General features: G+C 53.0%; 25 protein-coding genes, 1 pseudogene and 1 other annotated feature. Of the genes and pseudogenes, 18 read left to right on the top strand and 8 right to left on the bottom strand.

The genetic code is table 11. The features are described 5' to 3' along the window. Nucleotides 1-2: 2 nt before the first annotated feature. The 4 genes from yidD to OGV69_RS25300 all read right to left on the bottom strand — a co-directional run bounded on the left by yidD (nt 3) and on the right by OGV69_RS25300 (nt 1050). Entirely contained in the window at nt 3-260 is a 258-nt protein-coding gene (gene yidD, locus OGV69_RS06605) for a membrane protein insertion efficiency factor YidD (protein WP_003023846.1), read from the bottom strand. Continuing rightward, on the bottom strand, nt 224-583 hold the full coding sequence (gene rnpA, locus OGV69_RS06600) for a ribonuclease P protein component (RefSeq protein ID WP_003844432.1): 360 nt from the start codon (nt 581-583) through the stop codon (nt 224-226). Before rnpA ends, yidD begins: the two co-directional genes overlap by 37 nt. Before the next feature lie 17 nt (nt 584-600). Then, nucleotides 601-741 carry a 50S ribosomal protein L34 gene (gene rpmH / locus OGV69_RS06595; RefSeq protein ID WP_003023858.1) on the bottom strand — a complete coding sequence of 47 codons (141 nt, stop codon included), beginning with the start codon at nt 739-741 and terminating at the stop codon, nt 601-603. Between the two features lie 228 nt (nt 742-969). Then, nucleotides 970-1050 (bottom strand): hypothetical protein, encoded by an 81-nt coding sequence (locus OGV69_RS25300; protein ID WP_420867109.1) that lies wholly within the window; start codon nt 1048-1050, stop codon nt 970-972. Between the two features lie 296 nt (nt 1051-1346). Between OGV69_RS25300 and dnaA the strand changes: the two genes are divergently transcribed. The 9 genes from dnaA (at nt 1347) to OGV69_RS06550 (ending at nt 13406) form a co-directional block, all read left to right on the top strand. Beyond that, nucleotides 1347-2750 (top strand): chromosomal replication initiator protein DnaA, encoded by a 1404-nt coding sequence (dnaA, locus tag OGV69_RS06590; protein WP_003827078.1) that lies wholly within the window; start codon nt 1347-1349, stop codon nt 2748-2750. Between the two features lie 4 nt (nt 2751-2754). After that, entirely contained in the window at nt 2755-3855 is a 1101-nt protein-coding gene (dnaN, locus tag OGV69_RS06585) for a DNA polymerase III subunit beta (RefSeq protein ID WP_005121477.1), read from the top strand. A 197-nt stretch (nt 3856-4052) separates the two neighbouring features. Continuing rightward, nucleotides 4053-5126 (top strand): DNA replication/repair protein RecF, encoded by a 1074-nt coding sequence (recF, locus tag OGV69_RS06580; RefSeq protein WP_069323651.1) that lies wholly within the window; start codon nt 4053-4055, stop codon nt 5124-5126. Between the two features lie 28 nt (nt 5127-5154). Continuing rightward, nucleotides 5155-7569 (top strand): DNA topoisomerase (ATP-hydrolyzing) subunit B, encoded by a 2415-nt coding sequence (gene gyrB / locus OGV69_RS06575; RefSeq protein WP_006687741.1) that lies wholly within the window; start codon nt 5155-5157, stop codon nt 7567-7569. Between the two features lie 211 nt (nt 7570-7780). Further along, nucleotides 7781-8593 carry a sugar-phosphatase gene (gene yidA / locus OGV69_RS06570; RefSeq protein WP_038635719.1) on the top strand — a complete coding sequence of 271 codons (813 nt, stop codon included), beginning with the start codon at nt 7781-7783 and terminating at the stop codon, nt 8591-8593. 173 nt (nt 8594-8766) lie between these two features. Then, nucleotides 8767-9777 (top strand): hypothetical protein, encoded by a 1011-nt coding sequence (locus tag OGV69_RS06565; protein ID WP_051594498.1) that lies wholly within the window; start codon nt 8767-8769, stop codon nt 9775-9777. A 41-nt stretch (nt 9778-9818) separates the two neighbouring features. After that, complete coding sequence (locus OGV69_RS06560; RefSeq protein ID WP_233638486.1) at nt 9819-10904, top strand: BamA/TamA family outer membrane protein; 1086 nt, start codon at nt 9819-9821, stop codon at nt 10902-10904. Nucleotides 10905-10921: 17 nt separating this feature from the next. Beyond that, the gene (locus OGV69_RS06555; protein ID WP_069323825.1) at nt 10922-12043 is read left to right on the top strand and encodes a DUF4056 domain-containing protein; all 1122 of its coding nucleotides are present in this window, start codon (nt 10922-10924) and stop codon (nt 12041-12043) included. 136 nt (nt 12044-12179) lie between these two features. Continuing rightward, the gene (locus OGV69_RS06550; RefSeq protein ID WP_069323654.1) at nt 12180-13406 is read left to right on the top strand and encodes a YidR family protein; all 1227 of its coding nucleotides are present in this window, start codon (nt 12180-12182) and stop codon (nt 13404-13406) included. Here OGV69_RS06550 and OGV69_RS06545 read toward each other — a convergent pair whose 3' ends face one another. Continuing rightward, the gene (locus tag OGV69_RS06545) at nt 13407-13739 is read right to left on the bottom strand and encodes a YceK/YidQ family lipoprotein (protein ID WP_085049150.1); all 333 of its coding nucleotides are present in this window, start codon (nt 13737-13739) and stop codon (nt 13407-13409) included. A 238-nt stretch (nt 13740-13977) separates the two neighbouring features. Beyond that, nucleotides 13978-14050, top strand: a sequence feature (ROSE (Repression Of Heat Shock gene Expression) occurs in the 5'-region of heat shock genes and acts as an RNA thermometer to modulate expression.). Between OGV69_RS06545 and ibpA the strand changes: the two genes are divergently transcribed. From ibpA to OGV69_RS06510, 7 genes and pseudogenes are all read left to right on the top strand, one after another. Further along, nucleotides 14044-14457 (top strand): small heat shock chaperone IbpA, encoded by a 414-nt coding sequence (ibpA, locus tag OGV69_RS06540; protein WP_006687722.1) that lies wholly within the window; start codon nt 14044-14046, stop codon nt 14455-14457. It overlaps the preceding feature by 7 nt. Nucleotides 14458-14549: 92 nt before the next feature. Further along, complete coding sequence (gene ibpB, locus OGV69_RS06535) at nt 14550-14978, top strand: small heat shock chaperone IbpB (protein ID WP_005121488.1); 429 nt, start codon at nt 14550-14552, stop codon at nt 14976-14978. Nucleotides 14979-15113: 135 nt separating this feature from the next. Beyond that, nucleotides 15114-15932, top strand: a pseudogene (dinD, locus tag OGV69_RS06530) (DNA damage-inducible protein D). Between the two features lie 122 nt (nt 15933-16054). Further along, nucleotides 16055-17716, top strand: a complete 1662-nt coding sequence (locus tag OGV69_RS06525) for a putative transporter (RefSeq protein WP_038635704.1) — start codon at nt 16055-16057, stop codon at nt 17714-17716. Nucleotides 17717-17889: 173 nt separating this feature from the next. After that, nucleotides 17890-18237, top strand: coding sequence for a YidH family protein (locus OGV69_RS06520; RefSeq protein WP_038635701.1), 348 nt, complete (start codon nt 17890-17892; stop codon nt 18235-18237). Next, nucleotides 18227-18589: a DUF202 domain-containing protein gene (locus tag OGV69_RS06515; protein WP_069323656.1), complete on the top strand. Its 363-nt coding sequence runs from the start codon at nt 18227-18229 to the stop codon at nt 18587-18589. The genes OGV69_RS06520 and OGV69_RS06515 overlap by 11 nt, the downstream gene beginning before the upstream one ends. Before the next feature lie 14 nt (nt 18590-18603). Further along, a complete protein-coding gene (locus OGV69_RS06510; RefSeq protein ID WP_038635697.1) occupies nt 18604-19116 on the top strand; it encodes a radical SAM protein in 513 nt (170 codons plus the stop codon). A gap of 11 nt (nt 19117-19127) precedes the next feature. On the opposite strand, the gene dsdA is transcribed toward OGV69_RS06510, so the two are convergent. Both dsdA and dsdX read right to left on the bottom strand, forming a co-directional pair. Further along, the gene (dsdA, locus tag OGV69_RS06505) at nt 19128-20450 is read right to left on the bottom strand and encodes a D-serine ammonia-lyase (protein ID WP_069323657.1); all 1323 of its coding nucleotides are present in this window, start codon (nt 20448-20450) and stop codon (nt 19128-19130) included. 17 nt (nt 20451-20467) lie between these two features. Further along, the gene (gene dsdX, locus OGV69_RS06500) at nt 20468-21805 is read right to left on the bottom strand and encodes a D-serine transporter DsdX (RefSeq protein ID WP_069323658.1); all 1338 of its coding nucleotides are present in this window, start codon (nt 21803-21805) and stop codon (nt 20468-20470) included. A gap of 228 nt (nt 21806-22033) precedes the next feature. On the opposite strand from dsdX, the gene dsdC reads away from it, so the two are divergent. Both dsdC and OGV69_RS06490 read left to right on the top strand, forming a co-directional pair. Next, nucleotides 22034-22960: a DNA-binding transcriptional regulator DsdC gene (dsdC, locus tag OGV69_RS06495; RefSeq protein ID WP_069323826.1), complete on the top strand. Its 927-nt coding sequence runs from the start codon at nt 22034-22036 to the stop codon at nt 22958-22960. 77 nt (nt 22961-23037) lie between these two features. Beyond that, nucleotides 23038-24120, top strand: a complete 1083-nt coding sequence (locus OGV69_RS06490) for a cellulase family glycosylhydrolase (protein WP_069323659.1) — start codon at nt 23038-23040, stop codon at nt 24118-24120. On the opposite strand, the gene emrD is transcribed toward OGV69_RS06490, so the two are convergent. Then, nucleotides 24047-25231 carry a multidrug efflux MFS transporter EmrD gene (emrD, locus tag OGV69_RS06485; RefSeq protein ID WP_069323660.1) on the bottom strand — a complete coding sequence of 395 codons (1185 nt, stop codon included), beginning with the start codon at nt 25229-25231 and terminating at the stop codon, nt 24047-24049. The genes OGV69_RS06490 and emrD overlap by 74 nt on opposite strands. Nucleotides 25232-25286 lie beyond the last annotated feature (55 nt).

Below are 25286 nucleotides of genomic sequence, written 5' to 3'. Positions count from 1 at the left end.
CGTTAGTGTTCTCTGGTATCAAATGGTCCGGGCGGGACGGGATCGTCACCACCAGGGTGTAAAGGGTGGCATTTTAATACGCGTTTCACCGTCAACCAACTGCCTTTTATCACTCCAAACCTGCGCAATGCCTCAATTCCGTAGCTCGAACAGGTTGGAGTGAAACGGCAATGCGGCCCAAGCAGCGGACTGATCAGGCGTTGATAGACCCGAATGAGGGCTATCAGGACCCGCGAGCCAGGCGACAATGGCGACGCCATAATTTTTCCAACGCTTCCGAGAGAGCACGGTTATCGAGGTCAGCAACCCCTTTTTTCGCCACCACCACGAAATCCATTGCGGGAAGTTCGTGCTGACGTAAACGGAAGCTTTCACGCGTCAGACGTTTAATCCGATTGCGTTCATGCGCACGTTTAACATTTTTCTTGGCGACGGTAAGACCGATACGGGGATGCCCCAGCGAATTCAGGCGGCCGAGGATGGTGATTTGCGGCGTGCCAGCCCGTTGTGGCTGCTGGAAGACGAATGTGAAATGAGTGGGAGTTAACAAACGTAACTCCCTGGGAAATGCGAGCTTAACCACTCAGGGGCTAGCTTTTATTACTTAGAAACGGTCAGACGAGAACGGCCTTTAGCACGACGACGTGCCAGAACCTGACGACCATTTTTATTAGCCATACGAGCACGGAAGCCGTGAGAACGGTTGCGCTTCAGTACAGACGGTTGAAAAGTGCGTTTCATGGCGATTTCTACCTAAACTTGAATAAATTCACTGACTTTTGCGTATACCCGAACGAGTTTCGAACGACTTACGCCACAGTGTGGGTGATTAAAGAGGCCGGATTGTAATAATTGTACACTCCGGAGTCAATTCTCTTTCCTTATTTCCCGCTTTTTTCCACAAGGTTTTGTGTGAAAAACAGGCAGCGTTGACGCCGTAAGGCGACCGTTACTCGCTGGGGGTAAGAATTATACGGGCTGGTGGATAAAGCGCAAGGATCGCCCGGGATCTTTATTAGATCGTTTAAGCAGTAAAGCATCTTTACTCATTAATTTTTTCAATATGCGCGCTAAAACCTGCAGCACTTCTCCAGGATCGTTTACACTTAGCCGATTCAGGATCATCCTGTGGATAAATCGGGAAGAATCTGTGAGAAACAGAAGATCTCTTTCTCAGTTTACGCTATGATCCGCGGTCCCGATCGTTTCAATGGATCCTGATCGGGTAAAATTGCAGATAGCAATTCGCACGTCACCCTTTGCATAGGGTCTTGTCGATGTGCGTCAACAATCATGAATGTTTCAGCCTTTGTCATTTATCGACTTTTGTTCGAGTGGAGTCCGCCGTGTCACTTTCGCTTTGGCAGCAGTGTCTTGCCCGATTGCAGGATGAGTTACCAGCCACAGAATTCAGTATGTGGATACGCCCGTTGCAGGCGGAACTGAGCGATAACACGCTGGCTTTGTATGCGCCAAACCGTTTTGTGCTCGATTGGGTAAGGGACAAATACCTTAATAATATTAATGGATTACTAAATAACTTCTGCGGAGCGGATGCCCCACAGCTGCGTTTTGAGGTCGGAACTAAACCCGTCACGCAAACGCTGAAGACGCCGGTGAACAACGTTGTCGCGCCTGCCCATGTGGCGCAACAAGTACAACCGCAACGTGCTGCTCCGGCGGCGCGTCCAGGCTGGGACAACGTCCCGGCTCCGGCAGAACCTACCTACCGCTCTAACGTCAACGTCAAACATACGTTTGATAATTTCGTTGAAGGTAAATCTAACCAACTGGCGCGCGCGGCGGCACGTCAGGTGGCGGACAACCCTGGCGGCGCCTACAATCCGTTATTCCTTTATGGTGGTACGGGTCTGGGTAAAACCCACCTGTTGCATGCTGTCGGTAACGGCATTATGGCGCGTAAACCGAACGCGAAAGTGGTGTATATGCACTCCGAGCGTTTTGTGCAGGACATGGTTAAAGCTCTGCAAAACAATGCGATCGAAGAGTTTAAACGCTACTACCGCTCCGTCGACGCGCTGCTGATCGATGACATCCAGTTCTTTGCCAACAAAGAGCGCTCGCAGGAAGAATTCTTCCACACCTTCAACGCCCTGCTGGAAGGTAATCAGCAGATCATCCTGACGTCGGATCGTTATCCGAAGGAGATCAATGGCGTTGAAGATCGACTGAAATCCCGCTTTGGCTGGGGGCTGACTGTTGCGATCGAACCGCCTGAGCTGGAAACCCGCGTGGCGATCCTGATGAAAAAAGCTGACGAAAACGACATTCGTCTGCCAGGTGAAGTGGCGTTCTTTATTGCCAAGCGTCTACGCTCTAACGTGCGTGAACTGGAAGGCGCACTGAACCGCGTGATCGCCAACGCCAATTTTACCGGCCGGGCGATTACCATCGATTTCGTGCGCGAAGCGCTGCGCGATCTGCTGGCTTTGCAGGAAAAGCTGGTCACCATCGACAATATTCAGAAGACGGTGGCGGAGTATTACAAAATCAAAATTGCGGATCTGCTGTCAAAGCGTCGATCTCGCTCGGTAGCTCGTCCGCGCCAGATGGCGATGGCGCTGGCAAAAGAGCTCACTAACCACAGTCTGCCGGAAATTGGCGACGCGTTTGGTGGGCGTGACCATACTACCGTGCTTCATGCCTGCCGCAAGATTGAGCAGTTGCGTGAAGAAAGCCATGATATTAAAGAAGATTTCTCCAATTTAATCAGAACATTATCTTCGTGACGCTATGAAATTTACCGTTGAACGTGAACATTTATTAAAACCGCTTCAGCAGGTCAGCGGCCCGCTGGGTGGACGTCCTACACTGCCGATCCTCGGAAACCTGCTGCTGCAGGTCGCTGACGGTGCGCTTTCTCTGACCGGTACCGATCTCGAAATGGAGATGGTGGCGCGCGTGGCGTTGATCCAGCCTCATGAACCTGGTGCTACTACCGTTCCGGCGCGTAAATTCTTCGACATTTGCCGCGGATTGCCGGAAGGCGCGGAAATTGCCGTTCAACTGGAAGGCGACCGCATGCTGGTACGCTCTGGTCGCAGCCGTTTCTCGCTGTCCACGCTGCCTGCCGCCGACTTCCCTAATCTGGATGACTGGCAGAGCGAAGTCGAATTCACCCTGCCGCAGGCCACGATGAAGCGCCTGATTGAAGCCACGCAGTTTTCGATGGCGCATCAGGACGTGCGTTACTACTTAAACGGCATGCTGTTTGAAACCGAAGGGGAAGAGCTGCGTACCGTGGCGACCGACGGTCACCGTCTGGCGGTTTGTTCAATGCCTGTCGGTCAGCCGTTGCCCAGCCATTCGGTGATCGTACCGCGTAAAGGCGTGATTGAACTGATGCGTATGCTCGACGGCGGTGACAACCCGCTGCGCGTGCAGATTGGCAGCAACAACATTCGTGCGCACGTGGGCGATTTCATCTTCACCTCCAAGCTGGTTGATGGCCGTTTCCCGGATTATCGCCGCGTATTGCCGAAGAATCCGGACAAACATCTGGAAGCCGGTTGCGATATCCTTAAACAGGCGTTTGCCCGTGCGGCAATTCTTTCAAACGAGAAATTCCGCGGCGTGCGTCTGTATGTCAGCGAAAATCAGCTCAAAATCACCGCCAACAACCCGGAGCAGGAAGAAGCAGAAGAAATTCTGGATGTCTCCTATCCTGGTACAGAACTGGAAATCGGTTTTAACGTGAGCTACGTGCTTGACGTTCTGAACGCGCTGAAGTGCGAGAACGTGCGTATTTTGCTGACCGATTCCGTATCGAGCGTACAGATTGAAGATGCGGCCAGCCAATCCGCAGCCTATGTCGTCATGCCTATGCGCTTGTAAAGAATATCGGGCTATCTTACTTGTTATTCTGGTTCCGGGCAGTGCTCGCACAAAATACGAAGTATTTTGGACGTCCTATGGACGGCCCGAAGGGCGAGCGCAGCGAGCAATCCTCACGTACTTCAGTACGCTCCGGTTGCTGTGCGCTGGCCGTAACCAGACTAACTGCGACGATAACGCCCTGGTTATGAGTTGATATGTCGCTATCCCGACTGCTAATCAAAGATTTCCGCAATATTGAAAATGCGGATCTCGCTTTATCCCCCGGCTTTAACTTCCTGGTTGGCGCGAACGGCAGCGGCAAAACCAGTGTGCTGGAAGCCATCTATACGCTCGGCCATGGCCGGGCGTTTCGCAGTTTGCAGATTGGCCGCGTGATTCGCCACGAGCAGGAGTCGTTTGTTTTACACGGACGATTACAGGGAGAAGAGCGCGAGACATCGATTGGTCTGACGAAAGACAAACTGGGCGACAGCAAAGTGCGCATTGACGGCACTGACGGGCACAAGGTCGCTGAACTGGCGCACCTGATGCCGATGCAGCTGATCACGCCAGAGGGGTTTACTTTACTCAACGGCGGCCCCAAATACAGAAGAGCATTTCTTGACTGGGGATGCTTTCACAATGAAGCCGGATTTTTCACCGCCTGGAGCAACCTGAAGCGACTGCTCAAGCAGCGCAATGCGGCACTGCGCCAGGTGAGTCGTTATGAGCAACTGCGCCCGTGGGATAGAGAACTTATTCCGCTGGCGGAACAAATCAGCACCTGGCGCGCGGAGTACAGCGCGGGTATCGCGCAGGATATGGCGGATACCTGCCAGCAGTTTCTTCCCGAGTTTTCTCTCTCGTTCTCTTTCCAGCGTGGTTGGGAGAAAGAGACAGATTATGCCGAGGTGCTGGAACGCAGTTTTGAACGCGATCGCATGTTGACCTACACCGCACACGGCCCGCATAAGGCGGATTTCCGCATTCGTGCCGACGGTGCGCCGGTAGAAGACACGTTGTCGCGTGGGCAGCTAAAACTGCTAATGTGCGCCTTACGTCTGGCGCAAGGGGAGTTCCTGACCCGTGAAAGCGGACGGCGCTGCCTGTACCTGATAGATGATTTTGCCTCTGAACTGGATGATGCGCGTCGCGGGCTGCTGGCCAGCCGCTTAAAAGCCACGCAATCTCAGGTCTTTGTCAGCGCAATCAGCGCTGAACACGTTATAGACATGTCCGATGAAAATTCGAAGATGTTTACCGTGGAAAAGGGTAAAATAACGGATTAACCCAAGATAAAATGAGCGAGAAACGTTGATGTCGAATTCTTATGACTCCTCCAGTATCAAAGTCCTGAAAGGGCTGGATGCGGTGCGTAAGCGCCCGGGTATGTATATCGGCGACACGGATGACGGCACCGGTCTGCACCACATGGTATTCGAGGTGGTAGATAACGCTATCGACGAAGCGCTCGCGGGTCACTGTAAAGATATCGTGGTAACGATTCACGCGGACAACTCCGTGTCTGTTACCGATGATGGCCGTGGTATCCCAACCGGTATTCACCCGGAAGAGGGCGTTTCGGCGGCGGAAGTTATCATGACTGTTCTGCACGCAGGCGGTAAATTCGATGATAACTCCTATAAAGTTTCCGGTGGTTTGCACGGCGTAGGTGTCTCCGTCGTTAACGCCCTGTCGCAGAAACTGGAGCTGGTGATTCGTCGTGAAGGCAAAGTGCATCAGCAAACTTACGTGCATGGTGTGCCGCAGGCGCCGCTGGCGGTAACAGGCGAAACGGAAGTAACGGGTACTCAGGTCCGTTTCTGGCCAAGCCATGAAACCTTCACTAACGTGACCGAGTTCGAATACGACATTCTGGCGAAGCGTCTGCGCGAGCTGTCATTCCTGAACTCTGGCGTCTCTATTCGTCTGCGCGATAAGCGCGACGGCAAAGAAGATCATTTCCACTACGAAGGCGGCATTAAGGCGTTTGTTGAATATCTCAACAAAAACAAAACGCCGATCCACCCGAATATCTTCTACTTCTCCACCGAAAAAGACGGTATCGGCGTTGAAGTTGCGCTGCAGTGGAACGACGGCTTCCAGGAAAATATCTACTGCTTCACCAACAACATTCCGCAGCGTGACGGCGGGACTCACCTTGCAGGCTTCCGTGCGGCGATGACCCGTACCCTGAACGCCTACATGGACAAAGAAGGCTACAGCAAAAAAGCCAAAGTCAGCGCTACCGGTGACGATGCCCGTGAAGGCCTGATTGCGGTGGTTTCCGTGAAAGTGCCGGACCCGAAATTCTCCTCGCAGACCAAAGACAAACTGGTCTCCTCTGAGGTGAAATCGGCGGTTGAACAGCAGATGAACGAACTGCTGAGCGAATACCTGCTGGAAAACCCGTCTGACGCGAAAATCGTCGTCGGCAAGATTATCGATGCGGCCCGTGCCCGTGAAGCAGCACGTCGCGCGCGTGAAATGACCCGTCGTAAAGGCGCGCTGGACTTAGCCGGTCTGCCGGGCAAGCTGGCGGACTGTCAGGAACGTGACCCGGCGCTGTCCGAACTGTACCTTGTGGAAGGGGACTCCGCGGGCGGTTCTGCGAAGCAGGGGCGTAACCGTAAAAACCAGGCGATTCTGCCGCTGAAGGGTAAAATCCTTAACGTCGAGAAAGCGCGTTTCGACAAAATGCTCTCCTCTCAGGAAGTGGCAACACTGATTACCGCGCTCGGCTGCGGCATTGGTCGCGACGAGTACAACCCGGACAAACTGCGTTATCACAGCATCATCATCATGACCGATGCGGACGTCGACGGTTCGCATATCCGTACGCTGCTGTTGACCTTCTTCTATCGTCAGATGCCGGAAATCGTTGAACGCGGCCACGTTTACATTGCGCAGCCGCCGCTGTACAAAGTGAAGAAAGGCAAGCAGGAACAGTACATTAAAGATGACGAAGCGATGGATCAGTACCAAATTTCTATCGCTCTGGATGGCGCAACGCTGCACACCAACGCCAGTGCGCCTGCCCTTTCAGGTGAGTCGTTAGAGAAACTGGTTTCTGAATACAACGCGACGCAGAAAATGATTGGCCGTATGGAACGTCGTTTCCCGAAAGCGCTGCTGAAAGAGCTGGTTTATCAACCGACGCTGCCGGAAGCTGATTTGGCGAACGAACAGAACGTTACCCGTTGGGTTAACGCGCTGATTACCGAGCTGAACGAAAAAGAACAGCACGGTAGCCTGTGGAAGTTTGATGTTCACCACAACGCAGAGCAGAATCTGTTTGAGCCGATTGTACGCGTACGTACTCACGGTGTGGATACCGACTATGTGCTGGATCACGAGTTTGTGACCGGTGGCGAGTACCATCGTATTTGCACGCTCGGTGAGAAGTTGCGCGGGCTGATCGAAGACGATGCGTTTATCGAACGTGGCGAGCGTCGCCAGCCGGTGGCCAGCTTTGAGCAGGCGCTGGAATGGCTGCAGAAAGAGTCTCGTCGCGGTCTCGCTATCCAGCGTTATAAAGGTCTGGGCGAGATGAACCCGGAACAGCTGTGGGAAACGACCATGGATCCGGAAAGCCGTCGCATGTTGCGCGTTACTGTGAAGGATGCGATTGCCGCTGACCAGCTGTTCACCACCCTGATGGGCGATGCCGTCGAACCACGCCGCGCATTTATCGAAGAAAACGCCCTGAAAGCGGCGAACATCGATATCTGACGTGTATCCCGGGCCTGCTCCTGTAGGCCTGATAAGCGAAGCGCCATCAGGCAGTTTTTTGTCTTTGCCGGATGGCGGCTTAGACCTTTTCTGTCTACAAGCGAACCACAAAAGGGGAATCTTGATTCCCCTTTCTATCCTCCTTTTCGTAGCTGTTTTTTGAGCGGAATCGCGTTAGCATGAGGGCGGACTCATTTAATCCGGGGAACTCATGGCTATCAAACTTATTGCTATCGACATGGATGGCACACTTCTGCTGCCCGATCACACCATTTCACCTGCAGTCAAAACGGCAATTGCCGCGGCACGCGCGCGTGGCGTGAACGTAGTGCTGACCACGGGACGCCCGTATGCCGGCGTTCACAGCTATCTGAAAGAACTGCACATGGAACAACCCGGTGACTACTGCATTACCTACAACGGTGCGCTGGTGCAGAAAGCGGGCGATGGCAGTACTGTGGCGCAAACCGCGCTGAGCTATGATGATTATCGCTATCTGGAGCAACTCTCCCGGGAAGTTGGCTCACATTTCCACGCGCTCGATCGCAACACGCTGTATACCGCTAACCGTGATATCAGTTATTACACGGTGCATGAATCGTTTGTCGCGACGATTCCGCTGGTGTTCTGTGAGGCTGAAAAAATGGATCCGGCGACCCAGTTCCTGAAAGTGATGATGATTGATGAGCCGGAGATCCTCGACAAGGCCATCTCGCGCATTCCGGCGGAAGTGAAAGAAAAGTACACCGTGCTGAAAAGTGCGCCGTACTTCCTCGAAATCCTTGATAAACGCGTCAACAAAGGGACTGGCGTAAAATCGCTGGCCGATGCGTTGGGAATTAAAGCCGAAGAGGTTATGGCGATTGGCGATCAGGAAAACGACATCGCGATGATTGAATACGCCGGCGTGGGCGTTGCGATGGATAACGCCATTCCAACGGTGAAAGAGATCGCCAACTTTGTGACGAAATCTAATCTGGAAGACGGTGTTGCCTGGGCCATTGAGAAGTACGTCCTCTCCTGATGTGCGTTATGCCTGGCTTCGGCCAGGCATAAAACATTAAGAATGTTATAAAAATCACGTTTGTATTATCAGATGTGAAACCGCACATTAATCCCCCCATTTAGTACGCAACTTCTATACTCTCCCACCTTCTTTTATATTCAGGCGGTTCCTGCCTGCAACTATGTTTTCTTATGACTAACACAAGCATTCGCCTGGTGTTGATGACGTCTTCCTGTTTGATTTTTCAAGCCTGTGCTGCGACGGATTCTGGCTCAACGTTAACACCTTTGTATGATTATCAGGATGATGGTCAGGCCGCTTCATTGCCGGTAAAACCGGCGACTAAACCTGCTGCAAGCCACTCCGTTTTGCCCTTTTTAGGCGACGAGGCGCGTAAACGTGGTTACGACCTGCCTGAGCCGTTTGGTGTAAATATTAACTACATGAATATCAGGCAGAATATTAATGTAGACAGTATTAACTTTAATGGCCTTTCTTTGGGTGGTCATTCGCTGGATAACGCATTCAAAATTAACGTTGGCAATACGCGCGAGAGAAGCAAAACAGAAACCCTGAAATTGGATGCCTGGCTGCTGCCGTTTATGAACGTCTATGGCCTGGTGGGCTATACCGACGGTCACTCCGTTTCGCAGATTGGTGTAGGCATTAAAGGGCCACGCAAAGTTCACACGCCAGACAATTTGCAAAACCTGGCGTTTCAGCTCGACTTTAAAGGCACGACCTACGGTGTGGGGACGACACTGGTGGGCGGTGTGGGTAACTGGTTTACGGCTTTTGATGCCAATTATACTCAGACGCAGTTTGACATTCTTGACGGTAGTATTGATGCCTTCACGGTTTCTCCGCGAGTCGGTTATCGCTTTACCACCCCGGGTGTGGAAGCACTGTACTTGCCGTCTGGCAAGCTGAATCTGTGGATTGGCAGTATGTATCAGGACGTGCAGCAAGAATTCAGGGGTAGCCTTAGCGATCTCAATATGCCGTCTGAGACGCTGCAGAAAATGGTGGATATCGCGAATAAGGACGGCAATGGCCGTTTCGACGTTAAACAGCATCTGCAATCCCCCTGGAACGTACTGGTCGGGGCGCAGTATGAATTGACCCGAAACTTTAACGTGACGACCGAAATTGGCTTTGCCGACCGTAACAGCTTTTTCATGGCTGGAGAGTACCGCTTTTGATCCGCCTCGCTTTCTTGTTGCTGGTGAGTCTGTTCGCCTGCATTGCGCAGGCAGAATTACCGACCCGCGACGAAGTTGACGGCTGGCTGAATACACTGGGCGCCAGCGATAACTTTAACGCCAGCAAAGGTATCGATTGGGGCGTAATGCCGGGGCCGTTTTACACTCCGGAACTGGGGCTGGGGATAGGCACCGCGGTGGTGGGAATGTATCGCCCAGACCCAAACGACACGGTGAGTCAGAACTCGACGCTGACCCTCAGCGGCTACTTTAGCTCAACGGGCGCTTTCGGCGTCACTATGCAAAATTATGCCTTTTTTGCCGACGATCGCTGGCGTTTCTTTCTCAATGGCGCATTAACCGATACGCCAACCTGGTACTGGGGGCAGGGATTTAGTGCCGGAGATAAAGACAGCCAGAAACAGCAATATACGGCTAAGGATCTGGATCTGCACCCCACGTTATATCGTCGGGTAGCGTCTAATATCTATCTGGGCGTCGGCTGGTCGCTGAACGCGCAACATGCTGCGCAAATGGATGGTAACGATCCGCCAAAAATTGAAAATACCGGGCAGGGCGCGTCGGTGCTAAGTTCCGGCAGCAGTGTCGAACTTAGCTGGGATGACCGCGACTTTGTTCCTAACCCACGTCAGGGACAATATGCCGACGTACGCTATACCCGCTATACGCCCGATGCGGGGAGCGATACCCGGTTTGATGAATACCAGTTGCACTACAGCCGCTACCACTCTCTGGACGAGAAGAATGTGCTTGCCTGGGAGATGGACGGTGCCTTTACTCAGGGGGATGTGCCGTGGAGCATGATGCCGCTGCTCGGTAGCAATCAGCGGATGCGCGGCTATTACGAAGGACGCTATCGCGATAAAAACGCCGTCAGCGGGCAGGTAGAGTATCGCCGCAAACTTGACTGGCGGCATGGCGTGGTCGGCTGGCTGGGCGCAGGGACGATGGGGCCATCATTTAGCGCGCTGGATGACGGACGCTGGCTACCCTCGGCGGGGGTGGGGTATCGTTTTGAATTTAAGCCGCGGGTGAATGTGCGTCTGGATTATGGCATTGGCAAAGGGAGCAGCGGTTTTTATTTTCAGGTAGGAGAGGCGTTTTGATCAATAAAGTGCTGCTGATGACGACCTTGTTATTGGCAACGGTCGGGGTCCATGCTGCGATATCTGTACCTTTGCAGTTGGTAAATGAAGATGACAAGGTCGAAAGCACCGCCTGGCCAGTTGTTTCGCCGCTCCCTGCGCCCCAGGGGTTACGTCCGTGCTGCGCTTTTGGTTACGACCTGCACGCGCAGGTGCTGGATATGCCAGTACCGTTTTATGAACTTAATAACGTCGTGGCAGCTAATGGTATTGGCGAGCATCGCTATAACGATAGCCTGCTGTTAGGGTTAGTGAACCTGGCCGGCATCGGGCATGAACACAATGGCATTGTGTACACCTCTCGCGGCGGTTTCATCGATATCGCGCATGTACGAGATACCGCAGATATGACGGTCTGGCTTTTTAGCCATCTACTTCCACAGTTAGGTCAGCCTTTTACGTTGCGACTCGAAGATGAACTGGCGGAGCGGCATATCGTTTTCAACGCCTTCACACCACCTGAAACGGCGGGCGAACGTTACGCATTAGCTGCCTGGCTGGCAGCACATCTGGCCTTTCAGCTCGCGGCCTGGCATGAAATTGCACAATGGTACGGTTTTGAGTCAGTTCCTGGGTTTTCTGAGGAAGTTTCCGCATTTTCACCGGAAGATCTCTACTCTAACCTGTTGGGGGCAAGAATTGCGGTGTCGCTGATCCTTGATGGGCAACTGGCAACATCAGGGATGTACGATGCGGCAATGAACAATGCACTGCGTCAGGCGTTAACGCAGTTGGGAGCTAAGTCAGAAACAATAACCCGTTTTCAGTTTGATATGCTGGATGGCAAGTGGTGGAACAGCCAGCGTCGGGTGCCGGAGAAATATCTGGTGCTGCACAGAAACTACGATGTAAGTGATTCGCGTTTGCCAACGCCAGTGCCGGGCGAAAAAGCCGCGCCGCTACGCCTGTCATTACCGCATCACTGGCGAAATTATTCCCTTGATTCGCTGGCGCAACTTCAACTCCGGCCCGGAAGTAACATGGCGCGGCTACCTTTACCACAATCCTGGTATAGCGATGCTAATTTCCCTGCGCTGGCTACGCTTGCAGGTGCCAGGGATAATCTGTCGAAAGTGGATGAGCATTCATTCCTTTATTAAAAAACCTCCACCAGAACTTCACTGGCGGAGGTTTTCTGCACATGCCGGACCCAATCCGATAATCGCTACGCTAAATTCTGAAAGTGAAGTGCTTGTGAAGTATGATTGCTTAAATCGTCTTGTATCAGGGCATCCCATGAAGCAAATCACCTTTACGCCGCGTAATCATCAGCTTACCAATATCAACACCTGGACCCCGGACAGTCAGTGGCTGGTCTTCGACGTGCGTCCTTCCGGTGCCGCTTTTACGGGGGAAACGATTGAACGCGTCAATGTTCATACTGGCGAACTGGAGGTGATTTACCGGGCCACTCAGAGGGCACATGTGGGCGTGGTGACCGTTCATCCAAAGTCGGAAAAGTATGTTTTTATTCATGGGCCAGAAAATCCTGATGAAACATGGGATTACGACTTTCATCATCGCCGTGGGGTGATTGTTTCGCAGGCAGAGGTGACGAATCTGGATGCGATGGATATCACCGCGCCGTACACGCCTGGCGCGTTACGCGGCGGCAGTCATGTGCATGTCTTTAGCCCGAACGGTGAGTTTGTCAGTTTTACTTATAACGACCATGTGCTGCATGAACGCTCTCCGGCGCTGGATTTACGTAACGTCGGCGTGGCTGCGCCGTATGGTCCGGTGAACGTATCCGCGCAGCATCCACGTGAATATAGCGGGAGCCGCTGGTGCGTGCTGGTGAGTCAAACGACGCCGGCGCCAAAACCGGGGAGCGATGAGATAAACCGCGCCTATGAAGAAGGTTGGGTGGGCGAAAGCACACTGGCGTTTATCGGCGATACGTTGTCAGTGACCGGTGAGAAAGTGCCGGAGCTGTTTATTGTTGATTTGCCTCAGAATGAAAGCGGCTGGAAACAACCGGGTGATGCTCCGCTGGAGGGCACAGAGGCGACAATGCCTGCGCCGCCATCCGGTATTCACCAACGTCGCCTGACGTTTACTCATGAGCGCGCCTTTCCGGGGCTGGTGAATCAGCCGCGCCACTGGGTGCGCAGTAATCCGCAGACGTCTGAAATTGCGTTTTTAATGCGCGACAACCATGGCGTTGTGCAGCTGTGGTTAATTCCACCACAGGGTGGTGAGCCGCGTCAGCTTACCCGTTGCGCCACGGGTATTCAGTCTGCATTCAACTGGCATCCATCAGGGAAATGGCTGGGATTTGTGCTGGAAAACAGAATAGCCTGTTGTGATGCTCAGACGGGAGAGATTGATTTTTTAACGGCGCGTCACGGCAACCCTCCGTCGGCCGATGCGGTTGTCTTCTCTCCTGATGGGCGACTGGTTGCGTGGATGGAAGAGGTCGAAGGTTTCCGCCAACTGTGGATGACTGAAACAGGGCGTTAATTAAGGTGCAGTCATTTTCGCCGGGGGGATAACGGCGTTCGTGGCCTGCGTTCTCTCCTCGCTCTTTTCTACGCGGGATCTCACCGAGTTATCTTTACGAAAGAGATCCCACGGAAGCAATACGGTATCCAGCACCGCAGTAAAAGGCATATCCAGAATCGCCAGCGACTTCGTTCCCCAATTCGTATCACTTTCGCTGATCATGGTGGCGCTGGCGCGTGTGCCAGGATACGTCCCTTCTTTGCCTCCGGTATGCGACATTATGCTGGAACAACCGCTCAAAAACGCCATCCCGCTGCACATTGTCAGTGTTACCAACATTTTTTTTATCATCATTTATTCATCTGTTTTCATCGTGTTTGCATGGTGAGTTAAAGCGATCCGTTGCGAAAATAACATCACCATTTCGTCGCACTGTGGCGGCTATCGCGATTTATCGATAACAACTGCTCTCCCCAGTGTATGCAATAGACAACAAACTGCAAAAAAAGTCAGATGAATACACTTGAAAAGTTTGTGTTAAGACCCATTTTTAGAATGTAGACAACAGAAGGGCATGCCTGATGGGTGTCCTGGCTACCTGACCTGTCCATGATGGAAGGTCTCACATTCTCGCTGATTTCAGGAGCTATTGATTATGCGTAACTTTGATTTATCCCCGCTGTACCGTTCTGCTATTGGTTTTGACCGTCTGTTTAACCTGCTGGAAAACAACCAGAGCCAGAGTAATGGCGGCTACCCTCCGTACAACGTTGAGCTGGTAGACGAAAACCATTACCGCATTGCGATTGCCGTTGCCGGTTTTGCTGAAAGCGAGCTGGAAATTACCGCGCAGGACAATCTGCTGGTGGTAAAAGGCGCTCATGCGGATGAGCAAAAAGAACGTACTTACCTGTATCAGGGTATTGCCGAGCGCAACTTCGAACGTAAGTTCCAGTTAGCGGAGAACATTCATGTTCGCGGCGCAAACCTGGTGAATGGTCTGCTGTATATCGATCTTGAGCGCGTTATTCCCGAAGCGAACAAACCGCGCCGCATCGAAATCAACTAATTCTGTGGGCCGCTTCAGGCGGCCTTGCTAAGCAATCGGCTTGCCGTCAGGGAGCCGAAAGGTACCTACTCGCTTCTTAGAAGGAGATTATTATGCGTAACTACGATTTATCCCCACTGCTGCGTCAATGGATCGGTTTTGACAAACTGGCCAATGCGTTACAAAACGCCGGTGAAAGCCAGAGCTTCCCACCCTATAACATCGAAAAGAGCGATGATAACCACTATCGCATTACCCTTGCGTTAGCCGGTTTCCGCCAGGAAGATCTGGATATTCAACTGGAAGGCACACGCCTGACGGTGAAAGGTACACCGCAGCAGCCGGAAAAAGAGACAAAATGGTTGCACCAGGGGCTGGTTACTCAGTCGTTCAGTCTGAGCTTTACGCTGGCTGAAAATATGGAGGTCTCCGGCGCAAGCTTTACTAACGGCTTGCTGCATATCGATTTGACTCGTAATGAACCTGAAACCATTGCCCCACAACGTATCGCCATCAGCGAACGTCCCGCATTAAATAGCTAAATAGCTCCATGCCTTTGCCCCGCCAGAAATGACGGGGCTTTTTTGTGCGTCAGCACACATGAAACTGTCTTGTTGTAACGGATGTTTCACTGTAAAAATATCCAGTATTGATACTCTTAACGAAGGAATGTTTTTATGAGTGAACATCAACCATTTGAAGCTATGAAACAGTTTGATGATAAAGGTGCCGAATTCTGGTCCGCTCGGGAATTAGCGCCTTTACTTGAATATAAAGAATGGCGTAATTTTCAAAAAGTTATAATGAAGGCCACTGTCTCATGTGAGTCCAGTGGCTAATTAGTTGCAAACCATTTTGTTGAGGCTAACAAAATGGTTGAATTAGGTTCAGGGGCCAGCAGAACTCTTGAAGATATCCATCTCTCCCGCTACGCCTGTTATCTGGTCGTGCAAAATGGTGATCCCGCGAAACCTGTTATCGCGGCCGGACAAACCTACTTTGCCATTCAAACCCGACGTCAGGAGTTGGCCGATGATGCTGCTTTTAAATCTCTGCGTGAGGATGAAAAGCGTTTGTTCTTACGCAATGAACTAAAAGAACACAATAAGCATTTGGTTGAAACCGCACAGCTTGCAGGCGTTGAGACCGCTTTCGATTTTGCTATCTTTCAAAACCATGGTTACAAGGGGCTTTATGGCGGTTTAGATCAGCGAGCGATTCATGAACGTAAGGGGTTGAAGAAAAGCCAGAAAATTCTCGATTACATGGGGTCTACAGAGCTGGCGGCAAATCTGTTTCGGGCAACGCAAACGGAAGACAAACTGCGCAGAGACTCTGTTAACACCAAACAGCAAGCGAATCAGACGCATTATGAGGTGGGACGCAAAGTTCGCCAGACTATTCATGAACTGGGTGGCACGATGCCGGAAGCGCTGCCATTGCCAGAAAAAAGCATTCAGCAACTACAAATCGACGTGAAGAAAAACACTAAATAACGCCCTTCTTAAGCGCTTATGGGCGCTCTGTAGCATGATAATGTGCGCCACTCTGCATTCATGCCTGAACGGTTCAGTCATAATCCTCGTTAAATGAAATGTTATTCACAGGGAACAGGATAATGAGTGATATAGCATTGACGGTCAGCGTTCTGGCGTTGGTGGCGGTTGTCGGATTATGGATCGGCAACATAAAAATACGTGGCGTTGGTTTTGGCATCGGAGGGGTGCTGTTCGGCGGTATTATCGTCGGACATTTTGTCGATCAGGCAGGGATGACCCTGAGCGGCGACATGCTGCATTTCATTCAGGAATTTGGCCTGATTCTTTTCGTCTACACCATCGGTATTCAGGTGGGGCCGGGCTTTTTTGCGTCACTGCGCGTTTCCGGGCTGCGGCTGAATCTGTTTGCCGTACTGATTGTCATCATGGGGGGGCTGGTCACCGCGATCCTGCATAAGATTTTTGCCATTCCCCTTCCGGTGGTGCTGGGGATATTCTCCGGCGCGGTCACCAATACGCCGGCGCTGGGGGCCGGGCAGCAAATTCTGCGCGATCTGGGGACGCCAGCAGATATTGTAGACCAGATGGGGATGAGCTATGCCATGGCTTATCCTTTTGGTATCTGCGGTATTTTGCTCACGATGTGGCTGATGCGCCTTATTTTCCGCGTTAACGTCGATGCTGAAGCTCAGCAGCATGAATCCACGTTGACCAACGGACACGCGCTGATTCAGACGATGAACATCCGCGTGGAAAACCCGAACCTCAACAATATGGCGATTCAGGATGTCCCAATTCTGAACAGCGATAAAATCATCTGCTCGCGTCTGAAGCGTGAAGAGACATTAATGGTGCCGTCGCCAGGGACGATTATCCAGATGGGCGACCTGCTACACCTGGTCGGCCAGCCCGGTGACCTGCATAACGCGCAGGTGGTGATTGGGCAGGAGGTGGACACATCGCTGTCGACGCGAGGTACTGATTTACGCGTTGAACGCGTGGTGGTGACCAACGAACAGGTGCTGGGTAAACGTATCCGCGACCTGCATTTTAAAGAACGTTACGACGTGGTTATCTCCCGTCTGAACCGTGCTGGCGTTGAGCTGGTGGCCAGCAGCGATGCCAGCCTGCAATTCGGGGATATCCTCAATCTGGTGGGGCGTCCCGCGTCCATTGATGCCGTTGCCAATGTTGTCGGCAACGCGCAGCAAAAACTGCAACAGGTGCAGATGCTGCCGGTATTTATCGGTATCGGACTGGGTGTTCTACTGGGTTCCATCCCGCTGTTCATCCCGGGTTTCCCGGTGGCGTTAAAATTGGGTTTGGCCGGTGGACCGCTGATCATGGCCTTGATTCTGGGGCGTATTGGCAGCATTGGTAAGCTGTACTGGTTTATGCCTCCCAGCGCTAACCTGGCGCTGCGAGAGTTAGGTATTGTGCTGTTTCTTGCGGTGGTTGGCCTGAAATCTGGCGGTGATTTTGTTAATACGCTGACCCAGGGCGATGGGCTGAGCTGGGTCGGGTACGGTATTTTTATTACCGCCATTCCGCTGATTACCGTGGGACTGCTGGCGCGTATCTTCGCCAAAATGAACTATCTGACGCTGTGCGGTATGCTGGCGGGTTCGATGACCGATCCCCCCGCGCTGGCGTTTGCTAACAACCTGCATGCCACCAGCGGGGCGGCGGCGCTCTCCTATGCTACCGTTTATCCGCTGGTGATGTTCCTGAGGATTATTACCCCACAGCTGCTGGCGGTGATTTTCTGGGGAATAGGTTAGTAACAGCGTATCCGGCCTGCATCTCCTGTAGGTCGGATACGGTGCAAGTCGCCATTCGCCACATCTTTTTTCCATTGTCTCATCACATTACGTTCTCTTCCGTTTGCGAATCAGGTTCATACTGCTGAACTGTTCCGGTATAACGACCAGACAACAATATTGAAGGAGTCGTCATGAAGATTTCCCGCCTAGGGGAAGCGCCGGATTACCGCTTCTCGCTGGCAAATGAACGCACATTTTTGGCATGGATACGCACCTCGTTAGGTTTTCTGGCCGCAGGCGTTGGTCTGGATCAACTGGCTCCGGATTTCGCCACGCCGGTTATTCGCGAAGTATTGGCCCTGTTGCTGTGTCTGTTTGCTGGCGGTCTGGCTATTTATGGTTATTTGCGCTGGTTACGTAATGAAAAGGCAATGCGCTTGAAAGAGGATTTGCCTTACACCCACAGTTTGCTCATTATCAGCGCAATGCTGACGATTGTAGCGGTGATTGTTATGGTGCTGGTGCTGTATGCCGGATAGCCGTAAATCGCGACGTATCGCCGATCCGGGACTACAACCGGAGCGCACATCGTTGGCATGGTTTCGTACGTTGTTGGGTTATGGCGCGTTAATGGCGCTGGCGATTAAGCACAACTGGCATCAGGCTGGGGCACTGTTCTGGATATCGATCGTCATACTGACGTTGGTGGCGATTATTCTCTGGCGTTATACCCGCAGCCGTAATCTCATGGATGTGAGTGATAGTGATTTTTCTGAATCTCGCGCGATGCGTGACAAATTTATGATCTCCCTCGCGGTGTTATCCCTCGCAATACTGTTTGCTGTAACGCATGTTCGCCAACTTATCGTATTTATCGAGAATTATGCATGACAGGATGTGAGAACATGGATGTTAGTGATGACGTTTTAGAAATGGTGATTAACCACCAGAAAAGTTTACAACCGGTTGAATTGTATCGTGGTTTGCAACAAGGAAAAGTTCGCCTCGTACAGTTTACTCCTTTGATTAAGCGCGATGCTTCAGGTTACCTGACTGAAGATTCAGTGACGCCGGACGGGTGGGGGCGATTTTTAATTGCGATATTTGATATCTGGGTACGTGAAGATATTAATCAAATATCTATTCAGCTTTTCGATAATACGCTACGCCAGTGGTGTGGTCGGACTGCACTGTTTGAATGCCAGACGATGACACTGCAGAATACACGCTGTCAGGCATGCTCTTTGTTTCAGTACTACCATGGAGATTGTCCTGCGTATCGCGAGGAGAATGGAAAGGGCGTGCTGTGTACAGGATATCAGGCTTTCTTCAACCATACCGCGCCGCATATGCGCGTGATGCGTGACCTGCTTAAGCAGCATCGCTCACCGATGGAACTGATGGCGATGCTGCGTTAAGCTCAGCGGCGTTATCGTCCTTTGGCCAGATACTGCGCCATTTCGGCTTCCGGCACCATGCCGCCGCCGGTCGCCCACACCAGATGAGTGGCGTTATTGAGCTGGTCGGCGCTGAAGCCGTGCATCTGCTGATAGTCAGCAGAGGCGCAAACGTGCTGCGGACCGGCCATCCCCGCCAGCGCTGAAGGCTCAAGGCGAATCCCTTCTTCCTGCGCCAGCCAGCCCAGCATGTCGTACATCGTCTGATCGTCCAGGGTGTACAGACCGTCGAGCAGACGTTCCATCGCCCGGCCGACAAACCCCGAAGCGCGGCCCACCGCCAGCCCATCCGCCGCCGTCAGGTTGTCGATGCCAATGTCCTGCACGGAAATGGTATCGTGCAGCCCGGTATAAATCCCCAGCAGCATGCAGGGTGAATGGGTCGGCTCGGCGAAGAAGCAGTGTACGTTATCGCCAAACGCCAGCTTCAGACCAAACGCCACCCCGCCAGGACCGCCGCCGACGCCGCACGGCAGGTAGACAAACAGCGGATGGTCAGAATCCACCACGCGACCCTGCTGCGCGAACTGCGCCTTCAGACGCTGACCAGCCACCGCGTAACCTAAAAACAGCGTGCGGGAGTTTTCATCATCAATAAAGAAGCAGTTCGGATCGGACTCTGCCGCTTTGCGACCCTGTTCAACCGCCACGCCGTAATCTTCTTCATACTCGACGACCGTCACACCGTGGCTGCGTAGTTTGGCTTTTTTCCATGCGCGCGCGTCGGCAGACATATGTACTGTCACCTTAAAGCCGATGCGGGCGCTCATGATGCCAATCGACATCCCGAGGTTGCCGGTGGAGCCTACCGCGATGCTGTACTGGCTGAAAAACTGTTTAAATTCAGGTGAAAGCAGAATGCTGTAATCATCTTCTGTCGTCAGCAGACCGGCTTCCAGCGCCAGTTTTTCCGCGTGGGTCAGGACCTCATAAATGCCGCCACGCGCTTTAATTGAGCCGGAAATCGGCAGGTGGCTGTCTTTTTTCAGCAACAGTTCGCCGCAGATGTGCTGTCCGAATGCTTTTTCCAGTCGTTTTTGCATCAATGGGATTGCAGCCAGCTCAGACTCAATAATGCCGCCGGTGGCTGCGGTTTCCGGGAAGGCCTGTGCCAGGTACGGCGCGAAGCGCTTCAGCCGGGCATGGGCATCCTGAACATCGTGTTCGGTCAGGCCAACATAAGGTAAACCTTCCGCAAGAGAGGTGGTGCCAGGGTTAAACCAGGTCGTCTCCTTGAGAGCGACCAGGTCTGCCACTAAAGGATGCTGGGCGATAAGTGTTTGAATGTTTTCCATAGTCAGTCTCTTTGCGCTTAAATAATAAAGGAAAGCAGGAATGTGCACGCCAGTGCAATCACGGACGCGATAAATGTCGCGGTTGTATAGTATTTGAACGTCTCATTCAGGGTGGCGCCGCAGTATTGCTTCACCAGCCAGAAGAGGGAGTCGGTCACGATCGTGCAGCCAATAGCGCCGGAACCGATGGCAATGGCAATGATCTCCGGGCTAACGTTGGGATAGAGCGGCAGCATTGGTGCCACGATTGCCGTCGCGCCCATCATCGCCACTGTGGCAGAGCCCACCGCAGCATGCAGAATTAACGCCACCAGCCACGCCAGCAGAATTGGGTGCATATGCATGTTTGAAAGGATTAGCGCGAGGGTATCCGCCAGCCCGCTACTCTTGAGGATAGCGTTGAATGCGCCGCCTGCGCCGATAATCAGCAGAATGTTGGCAATCGAACCAAACCCGTTTTCAGTGTGGGTCAGCAGCGCGCCCATGCCGATATGCTGACGCAGGCCGAGAATGTAGTAGGCCACGAAGACGGCAATAAACATCGCGGTGATCGGGTTACCAATAAACTCCAGCAGCGTATACAGCGTGCTGCCTTTCGCCATGTTCAACTCAGCAACGGTTTTGACCAGCATCAGGCCAATCGGCAACAGGACGGTAAACAGCGTTGCGCCCAGCGACGGCAGCGTACTTTCGTCGCGAACTTTCAGGTCGGAAAACTCAGCCGGCACCGGTTTAAACGGCAGGCGGTTACCGAGAAATTTCAGATACAGCGGCCCGCCGACAAGCGAGGCCATTAAGCCCACCAGTAAACCGTAAACAATTACGCTGCCAATGTCCGCACCCAGCTTATTCGCGACGAACAGGGCGGCCGGATGCGGCGGCACCACACAGTGCACCGCCATCAGCGCCGTACACAGTGGGATCGCCAGCTTCAGCAGTGAAGTATTGGTCTTTTTGGCAATCGAAAAAGCCAGCGGAATCAACAGTACCACGCCGACTTCAACAAACAGCGTGATCCCGCAAATCAGCCCGACCAGCACCATAATGACATCAGCGGAAAGCCAGCGGCAGCGCTGTAACGTCAGGCCAATGCGTTCTGCCGCGCCGGACACTTCCATCATTTTGCCCAGAATGGTCCCGAGGCCGATAACCGCGGCGAGGAAGCCCAGCGTACCGCCGATGCCGCTCTCAATGGCATTGACCATATCCAGCGGCCCCATACCCATCATCGTACCCACGAAGAAGCTGGCTAACAGCAGCGCCAGAAACGGGTGGAATTTGAACTTCACGATGGTCAAAACGATTAACACGATGCTTATCAGCAGCGTGCTCACAACCCAGATTTGAGAGTGCATAACTCACCTTGCCCTGTGATTAACCTGAGGTTATTGGACAAAAATAAGGCAGGGTCTGACAAACGATATAAATCCTCTTTCACATGAGCCAGATTGCATCAAGTGAGTGATTTACGTCTAATTACACGCCATTAGTGCGATATGGTTCACTATGAATCATCTTTGTGCTGATTTTTACAGCGGTTTTTTTTACACTCCGACGCATGATTCAGGATGACAGAGATGAATATGGATCCCCTACGCGAAGTCAGAAACCGACTACTTAACGGCTGGCAGCTGTCAAAGCTGTATACCTTTGAAGTGGCGGCCCGCCATCAGTCGTTTGCGCTGGCGGCAGATGAGTTGTCATTAAGCCCCAGCGCTGTCAGCCATCGCATTAATCAGTTGGAAGATGAGTTGGGTATTCAACTGTTTGTCCGTTCTCACCGCAAAGTGGAACTGACTCACGAGGGTAAACGGGTGTTCTGGGCGCTGAAATCGTCGCTGGACACGCTTAACCAGGAAATTCTTGATATCAAAAATCAGGAACTGTCGGGGACGCTCACCGTGTACTCACGGCCCTCTATCGCCCAGTGTTGGCTGGTTCCGGCGCTCGGCGACTTCACCCGTCGCTACCCGTCGATTTCGCTGACCATGCTGACTGGGAACGACAACGTCAACCTGCAGCGTGCCGGCATCGACCTGGCGATCTATTTTGATGATGCGCCCTCCGCGCAGCTCACGCATCATTTCCTGATGGATGAAGAGATTTTGCCGGTCTGCAGCCCGGACTATGCCTCTCGTTATGGTCTCACTGGCTCGCTGGTGAATTTGCCGCACTGTACGTTGCTGCATGACAGACAGGCGTGGAGCAACGATTCCGGGACCGATGAATGGCACAGCTGGGCGCAGCATTTTGCGGTAAATTTGCCGACATCGTCGGGCATTGGTTTCGATCGTTCTGATTTAGCGGTGATTGCGGCAATGAATCACATCGGCGTAGCGATGGGCCGTAAGAGGCTGGTACAAAAACGCCTCGATAGCGGAGAGCTGGTCGCGCCTTTTGGCGATATGGCGCTGAAATGCCATCAGCATTACTACATCACCACGCTGCCCGGCAGGCAGTGGCCGAAAATCGAGGCGTTTATTGGCTGGCTACAGGAGCAGGTTAAATAAGCGGGTCATGCATATTTTTATGCTTTCTCTCTACACGGAAAGTAAAAAAGCATGCTAAATACGTGATATCACTCCTGATGATTTGCGTAAGGACGACCGTGTTAAAGTCGATTGTTTCCCTGTTACTCTTCGCCAGCGCCACCGTGTGTGCAGCACCACCAGCGCTGACGGCGGCGTCGTATGCGCAGCAGCTTGGGGTCGGGATGGACGTAGATTGGGCGCGAACCGAGCGTGGCATCCGCGAGTTCGATCCGCTGGTGGTGCGGGATTTCAGGGCGAAAGGCATTTCCCATGTGCGTATTCGCGTGGCGGGAGAACCGACAGAAGCCAGACTGATTCATCTGCGCAAGCTGGTCGAAGCCTGCGAGCAGTATGGCGTAATCCCGATTATTGCTTACCAGGCGGATGAATATAAACAAGATCCCAGCGCCGGTAATGAAAAAGAGGTGGTTAACTGGTGGGTGGCGGTGGCGCATTACTTTGGTCAACGTTCGCCGCTTCTGGGTTTTGACCTGATTTATGAACCTGCGGATAAGCTCAACCATAATCAGGCATCGCTCAACCGGGTGTATGACAAAACGATTCGTACCATCCACGCTATTGACCCGCAACGGATGATCTTCATCGCGCCGCGACTGCGTGCCGCGCCGGAAGAACTGCCAAACCTGAAGTTGCCGCCGCAAAGCCAGAATACCGTGCTGGCCGAATGGCATATCTTCCCGTGGGGGCCGCTGAAAAATAACGGCAAATACCCATGGACGTCAGGGACTGCAGCGGAAAAGACGGCTATTCGCGCCCGTATCAATACCGCCATTCGCTGGCAGCAGAAAACCGGTCATGTGAGTTGGGTAGGCGGCTGGTCGCCGGGAGAAACCATTAAAAATGGACCTTCTGCAGCGCAAATGGCCTTCGCCCGTTTTATGGCGTGCGAGCTGAAGAAAGCGAAGATTCCCTATGCTGTCAATGCGGATACGCAGTTCTATGATGGCGAGGAGGGAGCCTGGCGTCCGGCGCTGGAGCCGTTACTGACGACGATGGTTGCGCCTGAATGTGACAAGCCCGGCGATAAACCGGGCCATCATGCGCTTAAACCGCCTGCCCCTGATGCGACACGCGTGACGCCAGTGGAAGCCAGCATACAAAAATCAGCAGCCCCATAAGGGTCATCAACAGGCCCAGACTGGCTTGTCCGGTCTGCGGCAGCATCGCAGAGAACCACGCCAGCACACCGGAACCAATGTTCTGTAATCCTCCGACCAGAGCGCCGGCAGTGCCCGCCAGGAACGGGAAAGGTTCCATTGCGCCGCTGGTTGCCAGTGGAAACAACATCCCGGCGCCGAAGAAAAACAGCGCGGCGGGAACCAGCAGCGTCCAGACGTTCATCACGTCGAACAGGCCTGGGATCCACATCATCAAACCGGCAACCAGACAGCAGATGACCGACTGCCACATCAGCGTTGAGAAACGCTTGTGCGGGCGACCGGCGAACCAGGCGCCGAAAAACGCCGCCGGAATAGGCAGAATAAACAGGATACTGACTACCATGCTGCTTAAACCCAGCCTTGCGCCCAATAATACCCCGGAGCAGGCTTCGAAGACCGCAACGCCCGCCAGGCCGCCGATCAGCATGAGCACGTAACAGGTGAAAGAGCTGTTGCCAAACAGCGTCTTGTAGCTGGCGATAAGCCGTGGACGCGGCGCGCCTGCCGGGCGCGTTTCCGGCATCCAGCGCGCCATGCTAAACGTGACGCCCGCGCACAGAATCAGCAGAAAAATATAACAAGCGCGCCAGTTCCACACGGTATCCAGCATACCGCCAATCAGCGGCGCCAGCAGCGGACTGACCAGGATCCCCATATTCAGCAAACTGTTGGCGTGACGAAGCTGCGTACCTTCATACAGGTCTCGCGGTAAGGTTCGCGCCATCACACCGCCGACGCCTGTTCCCATCCCCTGGATTGCACTGGCGATAATCAGTACCGTCAGGCTGTGGGTGGTGATGGCGACCAGCGTGGCCAGCATAAAAATAGACATCCCGGCGAGGATCACCGGACGGCGGCCAACACGATCGGAAAGTGGGCCGTAAAACAGTTGTGACAGGCCGTAGGTCAGTAGATAGGCGGCCATCACGCTCTGCACCGCCCCTTCGCGAACGTTCAGTTCACGCGCCATATCAGCAATAGCGGGGATATAAATGGTTTGCGCCATCTGTCCAACCGCCACCAGTAATACCAACATCAACAACAAATTGACGCTTCTATGCCTTTTCATTTCGCTGATAACTTTTAAAAAAGTGAAAAAATAAGAATAAGGTGCTGCACTTTCC

The organism is Citrobacter sp. Cc139 (genome assembly GCF_030334645.1).
GTDB lineage: Bacteria > Pseudomonadota > Gammaproteobacteria > Enterobacterales > Enterobacteriaceae > Citrobacter > Citrobacter werkmanii.
This window is presented reverse-complemented; position numbering and strand designations above follow the sequence as displayed.